Here is an 11586-nt window from a genome sequence, read left to right as displayed (position 1 = left end):
ACAAAACATGTTGAAATGTCGCGCATTATGACAAATAATGAAGCTGATTGCCAACCCGTTGGTACGCGCAGCCCGTTAACGACGACAAACCAGAGAGAGGTTATCCCATGACACCGTCCTACCTGCTCCGAAAATTTCACAGATCGAGCTTTCGAAGCAAGCTCGTCCTGACCTATGTTTTCATCATTGTCATCCCGGTCATTTCCGCCATGTTTCTCTCCGGAATGCAGCTGTACAAGCAGACCCATTCCGATTACGAGGAAATACTGAAGCAGCTGGATAAGCGCACCAACGTGACGATCAACGAATTTTTCACCAATCAGGCACGCTATTCTTTTTTTTTATTTAACGAATTGGAAACAGAATGCCATCATGGAAAAAAAAGAGGCCCTCTTCGGAAAAGACCTATATGGAGGACGCCAATTACATGCACGGCTCCATGGAGCAATACGTGCTCATTAACGGAAACATCGCCATGATTTCGGTCCTCGCTCCCAATGGGAGCATCTACGGCAGCAAGCCGGAAAAGGCGGGAGAAATCGTTAGAACGATTGCCGAGATCGGCAGGAACCGCCTAAAGAACAGCCATTTCGTCGTGCAAATGCCGAATGATGCCCACTTAAGGGAGAAAACGAACCACAGCATCTCGATCGTTCGATATTTATCGGATTTGAATCTCGGGGATGCCCGCGAGGCTTACGCCAAGATCGATATTTACAACAAAGCCGTCGAAAATATGCTCGGCGGAATCTCGAACGACGGATTGAAGCTCGGAACCGCCGTTCTTTCAGGAGACACGGTCGTTTACAATTCGAATGCCGCCCTAACCCGGCAGGGCACGGAGGAAGCCGATCCTTTTCCCTCCCAGCTTGTCGGCAAAGCGGGAGACGAACAGATCCAGCGCTTGAAATGGAACGGCCAGCTTTACATGATCAGCAGCACCGTCAATCCGGTGACCGGCTGGACCATCATCCACTATATCCCGGTGACCCAAATCACGGACACCTTCCTGAGCAATACGCTCAATTACGTGTTCTTCAGCATTCTGGCCCTCATGGCGGCGCTCGGACTCGCTTTCTTCTTTTCCCGCTATTTCGTCAATCCGATTTTAAAGCTGAGCAGTTCGATGCGGACCGTGGATTCGGAACACTTGGCCCATAACGTCATCGTAAGCGATCGCGAGGATGAAATCGGCAGGCTCATCAACAACTATAACGCGATGATCGAGCGGCTCAAGACCAGCCGGGAGTCGGAAATCATGGCCAGCAGCCTTCAAAAAAAAGGCCGAGCTGAAAATGCTTCAGTCGCAGATCAACCCCCATTTCTTGTACAACACGTTAAACGCGATTCATTCCATTTCGGAACTGCACCGAATGGACCATATTTCCGCCATGACGAAGAGCTTGTCGAGCATTTACCGCTACAACATCAAATACGGCGACGTCGTCACGGTCGAAAAGGAACTCGAGCAGTTGAAAAATTACATTACCATTCAGCAGATTCGTTTTTTTTAACAAGTTCGCGGTCGAGTATGACATCGATGAAGACACCCTGGATTGCCAAATCATCAAGTTCCTGCTGCAGCCCATTATCGAAAACTCCTTCTACCACGGCCTGGAGCCTAAGGGCGGGACCGGCCTGCTCCGGCTCAGCATCAAACGGCGGAGGCAGTTTCTCTATATTTCCGTTTATGACGACGGAATCGGCATTCCCGAAGACAAGCTGGACGAACTGCAGGCCATGCTGAAGCAGGATGAGCACGCGCTGGTAGAGGACCTTGACCGGAATTTCGGCATGAGAAACGTTTATGCGCGGATCAAGCATTTTTACGGCGCCAGCTGCTGGATGAACATCATGAGCGAGGAGCAGTCAGGCACAACGATCCGGATTCATATTCCCTTCAACAAGGAGACGCACAAATGAGAATCTTAGTGGCAGACGATGAATTTTTCGCCAGGAAGGCCATCGTCCAAATGATACGGGATTGGGACGAAAGCACAGAGGTGATGGAAGCGGAGAATGGCACCGACGCATTGAAAATCATCGATGAGGAAATCCCTGACCTGGTGATGACGGACATACGCATGCCCGGCATGGACGGGATTCGGCTGGCCGCGTATGTGCGCGAGCAGCATCCCTCCATGCTGGTCACCATCATCAGCGGTTATGATGATTTCACATACGCCCGCAAGGCGATTCAACATAAAGTCGAAAGTTACCTGCTGAAGCCCGTAGACCGGCAGGAACTGAGCCCCTTGCTGGATCAACTGAAGTTGCGCGCGGCGGAACGGCGGGAACACTCCTTGGAAATGGCGATGTCCGCCTGCTTTTATGGCGAGTTCGACACCGGGCGACTGCCCTTGGAGGCCGCCTTGGGCCGCGGCAGCTACCAGACGGTCGTCTTCCAGCACCGCCCTTCCCGTTCCAAGGAGTTGACGGCCGTCGCCAAGGAAACCTTCCACAAAAACAACCTGCAGGCCCTGATGTTGACCGACAAATTCCAGCCTCAGCTCCTGATCGCCTGGGTACGCTTCGAAAAGAATCTGGAGCAGCATCAGCTTGGCGGATTGCATTCGCTCTGCGATAAAATCAGCCGCAAGCTGGAACATATTGCCGGGGAGGCTTGTGCCGCCATCGGCTTCAGTTCCGCTTTCAAGGATCTTCGTCAGCTGGACGTTTCGCTGAAGGAGGCAAAGCTCGCCGCATTGCAATGCTTCGTGCACGGGCACCGCAAAACGGTCGGTATCGGACAAATCGGGGAGGATTACCACTACGATGCCGCATTGATTCAAGAATGGACCGGAGCATTCACCCGGAAGGCCGCCAATTATCAAGCGAGCGAGATGGCCGGGATGATCCGTTCCTGGCTGGACGATGCCGCAAGCAAACGGTTTTCCGTCTACATGGTGCAGGACTGGCTTGCCGCGACCGTAAACATCGTCAACACGCTGATCGGCAGCGCGGACCACGAAGCCCCTCCGATCTACATGGAGCAGCGGAGCCTGTTCGAATTCGGCACGATGCGGGAAGCCTGCGATGAATTGATCGCGAAGCTCGACAAGGTAATCGGGCAACTGAAACGGAGCGAAGCTAAGGGGGACATGGTTCAGGACATCAAAAATTTCGTCGAGGTCCATTACAAAAACCGGATCGTGCTGGAGGAGCTCGCCAAGCACCGCTACTACGTCGATCCCAGTTATCTCAGCCGGCTGTTCAAACGAAAATGCGGAACGGGATTTACCCAGTATCTTTTATCCGTAAGGATGGAGAAGGCCAAAAAGCTCCTTGAGACCTCCCCGCTTGAGCTGTCCGTCGCGGAAGTGGCGAGCGAGGTCGGGTTCAATGACTACTCCTATTTCATTCAGATGTACAAAAAAGGTTTACGGCGCCACGCCCGGAAAGGTCAAAAACGAGAAGCAGCCCAAAGCGCTCCGGAATACGGAAGAATTGACGGAGTGAGAGGAAAGAAAGCAGGGAAAGCAGCGTAGGAGACGGAATCGATCTGGAGAAGCGGAAACGATCGGAAGAACGATCCGTAATCGTTGAGGTACCTAGCAGAATGCCAAAACTCATTTCGCGTTGGCCGGAAAGATCAGTTTTATCCTATTCATTCGGTCAGTTCTCTCCTATTTTCAGCTCCCGGCGGCTTGCTACAATGAACCCGTAACGCATTACATAACCAATTCCAAAGGAGCTGAAGAAATGAAAAAGGGGTTTATCAAAAGCGGAATGGCCGCACTGGTCTCCCTGGCGTTGCTGACGGCGGCCGGCTGTTCGGGCGGAGGCACGAACAGTGCGGAAGGCAACTCGCCGGACAGCGGCAGCACGAATGCCGGAGGCGTGCCCGTCAAGATCGAATATTTTCAAATGAAACCCGAAGCGGTTAATATCGTGGGCGAGCTCATCACGAAGTTTCAAAACGAAAACCCGGGCATCACCGTTGAGCAGAACAACGTTCCCAACCCCGAAAACGTATGGACCATGAGGGTCTCTACCGATGATGCTCCTGCCGTCTTCACTCACTATCCGCATAACTCCATTTTTCAAAAAATGGCAAAAGAAGGACGCGTCGTGGATCTGACGGACGATCCCTTAATGGAAAACGTACAGCCTGCCATTGCGGATTTAAGCAAAATCGACGGCAAAAACTATCTCGTTCCGATCGGGGTAGCCACCCTTGGCATGTACTATAACAAAGATATTTTCGAAAGCCATAACATACAGATCCCAACGACTTACGATGAACTGCTCCAGGCCGCGGAGAAGCTGAAGGCGGCCGGCGTTACGCCATTCTACTTCCACGATAAAGACTTCAACGGCATTCGCCAGGAAGTCGTTTATAAAATGGGACAAACCATGCCGGACATCGAAAAGTTCCTGGATGATGTGATGAACGGCAAAGCGCATATTACGGACAACCCGGATTTCAAACCGTTTGCCGAAAAGCTGCTGGCCCTTCGCGAATACGGGCAAAAGGATAACATGGGTACCGGGTACGAGGACGCTCTCCGAGAATTCTCAAACGGCAATACGGCCATGTGGTTCACCGGAATCTGGGCCATCAAGGAAATCAAGGAGTCCAATCCTGATTTGAAGTTCGCCATGTTTCCGCTGCCTACGGAAAATGCGGCAGATTTGAAGACCCAAGTATCGGTGGATACGGCCATCGGCATACCGGCGAGCGGAAAAAATAAGGAAGAAGCACGAAAATTCATCGAGTTCATGTCCAAGAAAGAAAACGTGGAAACCTACTTGAGCATCGGCGGCTACCCTTCCGGCATCAAGGACGTGAAGAGCGGCCTTCCGGAAATCACCGAGCTGACGCAGCTGATCACGGACGGCAAGGTATATCCGACGATCGAGCGCCTCTGGCCGCCGGGCACGAACGCCGAAGTAGGCAAGGCGACGCAGGAAATGTTCTTGACGAAGGATATCGATCAGTACCTGAAAACGCTGGACACGATTTTCTACAACAGATTCAATCAATAAGACGGCCAATGAGGCGGAAGGTACTTGGTTAGAAACACTCCAGGGTTTTCCGCCTCTTTTGCTTGATGGAGGTCGATTATGAACATTCGAGGATTTAAACCGGGTACCGTATTTTTTCTGTTTACCCTGCCTGCCGTAGTGCTGTATTCCCTCTTTTTTCTGGCCCCGGTCTTTATCGGGTTCTATTACAGCTTGACGAATTGGGACGGTTTTTCACGGTCCTATGACATGGTCGGCTTGCAAAACTATATTTCGATTCTGCAGGATAAACGTTTTATGGACGGCCTTTCCTTTACCTTGCTGTATACCGTTATCATCGTGATCGGAAAGCTGGGCATTGCGCTCATTCTGGCCTTGCTGCTGAGCCGCTCCCTGAAGTTCCGCGGTTTTTTCCGCTCCGTTTATTTCTTTCCTGCCGTGCTCAGCATGATTACCGTCGGCTTGATGTTCAACCAGTTTTTCTATTCCCTGTTTCCGCCGATCGGCGAGAAACTCGGAATCGAATGGCTGTCCCGCAACCTGCTCGGCAACCCCGATACCGCTATCTTCGGGATTGCGTTAACCAATATCTGGCAGGGTTTTGCCGTTCCCATGGTGATCTTCATTGCCGGCCTTGCGAGCGTCCCGAAGGATATCAAAGAGGCGGCCGTCATTGACGGAGCCACTCCGATGCAGCGCTTTTTCTCGGTAACGATCCCGTTCCTTATTCCGATGCTTACCGTCAACGTGGTGCTTGCCATTAAAGGCGGGCTGACGGTGTTCGATTACATCGTGGCCATGACGAACGGCGGTCCTTCGCAATCGACCGAATCCCTTGGCTTTCTCATTTACCAGCACGGCATGAACGAAATGAAATTCGGCTACGGAACGGCGGAAGCGATCTACGTCTTTATCTTGATCGGCCTGATCTCGTTCATCCAGATTAAGCTGTTATCGCGAAAGGAGGCCGGACAGCAATGAAGACGAGACTGCCTTTTAAAATTCTCGGCTATGCCTTTTTGGGGATCGGGGCGTTATTCATCCTGGCTCCGATCTACCTGACCCTTTCGATTGCGCTGAAAACGCGGGCCGAAACGACGGCCAACTTCTTTTCGCCGCCAACGCGCCTGTATCTCGATAATTTCATTTCGGTTATTAACAAGGCCAATTTCTGGTTAATGGTTCAAAATTCCGCGTTTATTACGGTCGTATCCCTGCTGATCATGCTGATCGCCGTTCCCATGGTTTCCTATGCCATTTCGCGCAACGCAAGCAAGGCGTACTACAAATGGGTGTACACGATCATTCTGATGGGAATTTTCGTTCCTTTTCAGGCCGTAATGCTGCCCATTTACAGACATATGGGGAATCTCCATCTCCTCAACCATGCCGGATTGATCATTATGTACGTCACGTTATCGTTTGCCCAAGGACTTTTTCTCTGCGTAGGCTTTCTGAAAAATATCCCGCTTGAGCTGGATCAGGCGTCGAAGATCGACGGATGCGGCGTCGGGCTGACCTTCATCCGAATTATTTATCCGTTGATGCTGCCCATTATTGCGACTATATTAATATTAAACAGCCTTTGGCTCTGGAACGATTTTCAGCTTCCGCTCATCATGCTGAACCGCCATCCGGACTTCTGGACTTTGCCGCTGTTTATTTACAACTTCAAAACGGAAGTCAGCTTTGATTACAATCTGGCCTTTGCGGCGTTTGCGCTGTCCATGGCTCCGATTACCATCATGTATGTTTTCACGCAAAAATATATTATTGGTGGTTTGACCGAAGGGTCTATTAAATAGAGATAGGGATGAATAAGACATGAGCATGACAACGATGACATTCAATCTGCGGGTTAACGTGCAGGGAGACGGCAGCAACGCGTGGCCTTACCGGAAGCATCGTGCGGCTTGCGCCATTGCGGCCGTCTCGCCCGACCTTTTTGGCACGCAGGAAGGAACCGGCGCCATGCTGAAGGATCTGGATGAAGTTTTGCCGGACTACAGCAGAATCGGAACCGGCCGTGTCGGCGAAGGGGACTCTTCGCAAGATGAGCACTGTGCCGTCTATTACAAGCATGCGGAAGTAACGCTCCTCAAGCAAGGACAGTTCTGGCTCTCCGAAACCCCGGATGTGCCGGGAAGCATCAGCTGGGACAGCTGTCTCCCCCGCATCTGCACCTGGGGCTTGTTTCAGAGCAAGAACGACGGCTTGCGGTTTTATGTGATGAATACGCATTTCGATCATCTGGGCGTCACCGCCAGACAGGAAAGCGCCAAGCTTATGCTTGAGCAAATCCGGCTGTTCCGCGGGGAAGAAGAGCTTCCGGTCCTTCTCATGGGCGATTTGAACGCCGAGCCCGGCGAACCGGAAATCTCCCTGCTTCGGGAGCAGCTGCAGGACGCTTATGCCCTTCTCGGCGAGCCGGCCGGATGTACTTTCCACGATTTCAAGGGAGGCACGGAAGGCGATCCGATCGATTATATCTTCACCACGTCCGATATTGAAATGACCGGAACTCTCATCCATCGCGAGAAGTTGGACGGAGCCTATCCGTCGGATCACTATCCCGTCTCCGTCTCCTGGAAAACGGCAGGCGAATGATAGGATACTTAAACCGGCGAATGATGACGCAGATTCCGCTATGGGCCGCGGAAACGCGGATTTTACCGTTGAAATGATGACACTGGTTCCGCTATTTGGCCTCGAAGGGGGCTGGCGTCCATTGATGGTGTTATTTCCGAGGGATTTTGAGAGGATAGGGCTATTGGAGGTTCTCCAGTAGCTCTTTCTTGTGTTTTTCGTATTCCCATGCTTTCTGTTTCTGGATTCCGAGTGATTGCAACATCGCGAACTCCAACAGAACAAATGTTCTTAAAATTTAAATATCAACAATATAGATTAACATAGCCTTTTATTAAATAAAACCTTAATTATATGATGAAGTTTTGATGATTTGTTGATAATATATAATTATATGGATCTATTGAGAGGGGTACCAACTAGATGTACTATTTGAGAACAAAGGGTGAATAGGAATGATTAAAGATAAACGGATCAATAAAATTGAGGAATATATTATAGAACACAAATCTGTGTCTTTAGATGAATTAATGGAAGTGTTTCAAGTATCTAAAAACACGATTCGGCGTGATGTTCAGGAACTCGTTGAAAAAGGGGATTTTAAAAAGGTTTACGGTGGTGTAGCAGTCAACGAGGACAATCGTGCAAAATTAGAATCTTTCCATGACCGTCAAGTACGTAATCAAACAGAAAAGGAAATGATCGGAAAAGCAGCAGCAAATTATGTTCAGGATGGCGATATTATTTTTATCGATTCAGGAACGACTACAATTGAAATGATTGAATATATCAATAAAAAAACAGGTCACGATCATTACCAATAATCTCGATTTTATCGTTCGTGCCCTTCCTTTTGAAAATTTAAATGTGATTACAGCGGGAGGAATCCTGGAAAGAAAAACAAATTCATTTGGAATTTTGAAATATATGGATATCTTAAATGCCTATAATATTAATAAGGCATTTATGGCGTCAACTGGGGTTTCCTTATCAAATGGTGTGACGAATGCCTCGCCGCTTGAAAGCGAATTAAAAGCTTCTATTGTTAACAGAAGCTCTGAAGTATTCTTATTAGTCGACCATGATAAATTTGATAAATATGGGTTAATGACCTATTGCAGTTTAGATAAAATTGATTACCTTGTAACGGATATCATACCTAATGAAGTTTACCAGAATTACGCGAAAAAGAACAACATTCAACTTGTTATTGCTGAATATAGTTAAAAGTGTTTCCCTGAAGGTGTCAGGCACCATGTGAATTTTTTGCATGGTGCCTGACACTTTTTTAACAAACAAACAGAGGGATGTCCAATTCATTCAGACATCCCCCTGTTATTTTTAGATTATGATAATTTATCAACCTTCACTGGCTGGCCGGTTTCCAATGATTTTTTGGCTGCCATGGCAATTCTTTGTGCCATAAAGCCGTCTACGAAATTGCATGATACCTCCGTGTCACTCTCGATTGCTTCAAAGAATTCCTTTACTTCACGAATATACGCATCATAGTATCTTTCTAAGAAGAAATGTAATGGATTATCTCCTATCACACCTTCTTTAGATAAAACTTCTACTCTTGATTCCGTTTCATTGTTTGCGATAGCAGAACCATTTGAACCGAATGCTTCAAGACGTTGATCATAGCCGTAAACCGCTTGACGGCTGTTGTCAATCACCCCGATTGCCCCATTAGCGAATTTCATCGAAATAATTGCTGTATCAATATCACCTAATTCAGCAATTTTTGGATTCACCAGGGCGGCTCCTTGAACATACACTTCTTCTACTTCGGAACCTGTGATAAAACGTGCCATATCAAAATCGTGAATGGCCATATCAACAAAAATCCCCCCGGAACGTGATACATAATCTAATGACGGCGGCTCAGGGTCCCTGGAGGTTATTTTTAAAATATGCAGGTCGCCAATTTCTTTCGTTTCTACCAAATTTCTGACTTTACTGAAGTTGCGGTCATATCTTCTATTAAAACCAATTTGAAATTTAACCCCGGTTTTCTTCACCACTTCGTAAGCTTCCAACGTTTCTTCATCCGAGAAGCTGATTGGCTTTTCACAGAAGATGTGCTTTCCGCTATTAGCTGCTTCTTTAATAATACTTGTATGTGTATCGGTTGGAGAACAAATAAAGATGGCATCGATTTCCGGGTCATTGATAATATCATGGTAGTCTTTTGTCATATTTTCGACACCGGATGATTTGAACCACTCTTCCAATTGATCGGCAAAAACATCGGAAACGGTTTTAAGACGTACATTTTTCATGTTTTTCATGTTATCTATGTGTAATTTACCAATTCTGCCTGCACCAATAACCCCGACTACATTCTTTGAATCCTTCATCTGTAAGACATCCTTTCCTACTATCAACTTTATTCTGCAACACCTAGTGGGGAGAAGAAGATATACATACCAATCATCGTAATAATCACCAATGCTGCCACCCATTTTCTATGCTTCCATGGAGTTAAATCAACTTTGTTAATATTTTCCCGAAACTCAAATGGAGCATCCAATGGTTTGATTATTCCAACCAACCACATGATCAGCACATCTGCCAGGAATAAGTATCCTAATACATATAGATAATGAATGTCTGCTAAGAAAAATTTTGACAATCCATAGATTGCAATGTGGAAGACAAATGTTATTTTCGCTGCTAGCGGCGTTACACGTTTTGAATAGAATCCTAGTAAAACTAGCGCCAATAATGGCATGCTATATATTCCGTTAAACTCTTGCACAACGGCATACAGTCCATCCGGTGCGAATGAAATGAGAGGAGCGATACAAACGGAAATTAATCCGACTATAATTGTAATAAATTTTCCTGCCCTAGCAACCTGCTTATCGGCTGCATCCTTTTTAATAATCGGTTTGTAAAAATCAAGTGTGAACAATGTAGCTGTTGCGTTCAAGGCGCCAACAAATGAACTTAAGATGGCACCAAAAATAACTGCTGCGAAAATTCCGTATGCCCACTCAGGCAATACATGGGTAACCAAAGTTGGGTACGCATCGTCCGGTGTTGCAAGAGTGTCGCCAAACATATTAAATGCAATAATTCCCGGGAATACTAAGAACAAAGAGCCAAAGATTTTAAAGAAGCCAACATATAATGCTCCTTTTTGTCCTTCCTTTAGACTTTTTCCAGCTAATGTTTTTTGAACGATCATTTGGTTTGTACACCAGAAGAAGAGGTTATTGAATAACATCCCTATAAATAGGGTCGGCCATGGAACAATTTTTGAATCAACAGCACCAATGGCATTTAATAATTGTGGTGTTTGATCTTTAACTGTTTCCATTCCGCCAAAAAGGCTGCCGTCACCCAGAATCGTCAAGCCGATAACAGGGATGGATAGACCGCCGATAAGCAGTCCGACACCATAAATCGTGTCACTAAAGGCACTCAATGATAATCCGCCAATTAACAAATATAACATGCCGAAAATACCAATCATGGCCGAAATGAGTGCAACTGCTACTAACGGGTCAATCCCTAACGCTTTATCGATGTGGAATATCTTATTAAAAACAAGTGAGCCTGAATATAAAACCAACCGGTAAAAATGAAGTCATATAGGTAAAAATAAATAAAGCGGATACAATTCTTTTCGTGGTTGTATCATAACGGATCTCAATGAAATCGGATACCGTGTTCACGCCATATTTTAAATATTTCGGAAGAAAGACAAGGGCCAAAAACACACAAGCAATCGCGGCTGTAACTTCCCACGCCATTACTTCCATACCGCCAGCAAAACTTTGGCCGTTTTGGCCAACAATTTGCTCTGTTGACAAATTGGTCATAATAATCGTACCGGCAATTGTAATCCCTGTTAAACTTCGACCGCCAAGGAAAAACCCTTCCGAACTGCTATTATCAACTGCTTTACTTCTCTTAAAGGCATACAGCCATATGACACCAATAAGGATAATAAACGAAATAACTGAAAAAATGACCAAAGTATACCCTCCCACTGTTGAAAAATCTTGCTGCGAACTAACG

At 47.1% G+C, this 11586-nt stretch carries 8 protein-coding genes and 3 pseudogenes; 9 read left to right on the top strand and 2 right to left on the bottom strand.

Features of this window, described 5'->3' with window-relative positions; all coding sequences use genetic code 11:
* Positions 1-107: 107 nt before the first annotated feature.
* From XI25_RS33430 to XI25_RS19135, 9 genes and pseudogenes are all read left to right on the top strand, one after another.
* Positions 108-479 (top strand): hypothetical protein, encoded by a 372-nt coding sequence (locus XI25_RS33430; RefSeq protein ID WP_046679779.1) that lies wholly within the window; start codon positions 108-110, stop codon positions 477-479.
* Positions 365-1225, top strand: a pseudogene (locus tag XI25_RS36415) (sensor histidine kinase); the annotation flags it as partial. The gene XI25_RS33430 and the pseudogene XI25_RS36415, both read left to right, overlap by 115 nt.
* 254 nt (positions 1226-1479) lie before the next feature.
* A complete protein-coding gene (locus XI25_RS36410) occupies positions 1480-1923 on the top strand; it encodes a sensor histidine kinase (RefSeq protein ID WP_082112435.1) in 444 nt (147 codons plus the stop codon).
* A complete protein-coding gene (locus tag XI25_RS19160; protein ID WP_046679776.1) occupies positions 1920-3488 on the top strand; it encodes a response regulator transcription factor in 1569 nt (522 codons plus the stop codon). The genes XI25_RS36410 and XI25_RS19160 overlap by 4 nt, the downstream gene beginning before the upstream one ends.
* Before the next feature lie 214 nt (positions 3489-3702).
* Positions 3703-4989 carry an ABC transporter substrate-binding protein gene (locus XI25_RS19155; RefSeq protein WP_052759678.1) on the top strand — a complete coding sequence of 429 codons (1287 nt, stop codon included), beginning with the start codon at positions 3703-3705 and terminating at the stop codon, positions 4987-4989.
* Positions 4990-5067: 78 nt separating this feature from the next.
* Positions 5068-5949, top strand: coding sequence for a carbohydrate ABC transporter permease (locus XI25_RS19150; protein ID WP_046679775.1), 882 nt, complete (start codon positions 5068-5070; stop codon positions 5947-5949).
* Positions 5946-6773 carry a carbohydrate ABC transporter permease gene (locus tag XI25_RS19145; RefSeq protein WP_046679774.1) on the top strand — a complete coding sequence of 276 codons (828 nt, stop codon included), beginning with the start codon at positions 5946-5948 and terminating at the stop codon, positions 6771-6773. Before XI25_RS19150 ends, XI25_RS19145 begins: the two co-directional genes overlap by 4 nt.
* A gap of 19 nt (positions 6774-6792) precedes the next feature.
* Positions 6793-7575 carry an endonuclease/exonuclease/phosphatase family protein gene (locus XI25_RS19140; RefSeq protein WP_046679773.1) on the top strand — a complete coding sequence of 261 codons (783 nt, stop codon included), beginning with the start codon at positions 6793-6795 and terminating at the stop codon, positions 7573-7575.
* Positions 7576-8009: 434 nt separating this feature from the next.
* A pseudogene (locus XI25_RS19135) lies at positions 8010-8781 on the top strand (DeoR/GlpR family DNA-binding transcription regulator).
* Positions 8782-8900: 119 nt separating this feature from the next.
* Here XI25_RS19135 and iolG read toward each other — a convergent pair.
* Together iolG and XI25_RS19125 are read right to left on the bottom strand one after the other, a co-directional pair.
* The gene (iolG, locus tag XI25_RS19130) at positions 8901-9917 is read right to left on the bottom strand and encodes an inositol 2-dehydrogenase (RefSeq protein WP_046679772.1); all 1017 of its coding nucleotides are present in this window, start codon (positions 9915-9917) and stop codon (positions 8901-8903) included.
* A gap of 29 nt (positions 9918-9946) precedes the next feature.
* Positions 9947-11543 (bottom strand): annotated as a pseudogene (locus XI25_RS19125) (solute:sodium symporter family transporter).
* Between the last annotated feature and the right edge of the window lie 43 nt (positions 11544-11586).

Origin of the sequence: Paenibacillus sp. DMB20 (genome assembly GCF_000987955.1) — a bacterium.
Lineage (GTDB): Bacteria > Bacillota > Bacilli > Paenibacillales > Paenibacillaceae > Paenibacillus_AQ.
The sequence above is the reverse complement of the archived record's forward strand: the minus strand, read 5'-3'. Positions and strand labels throughout refer to the sequence as shown.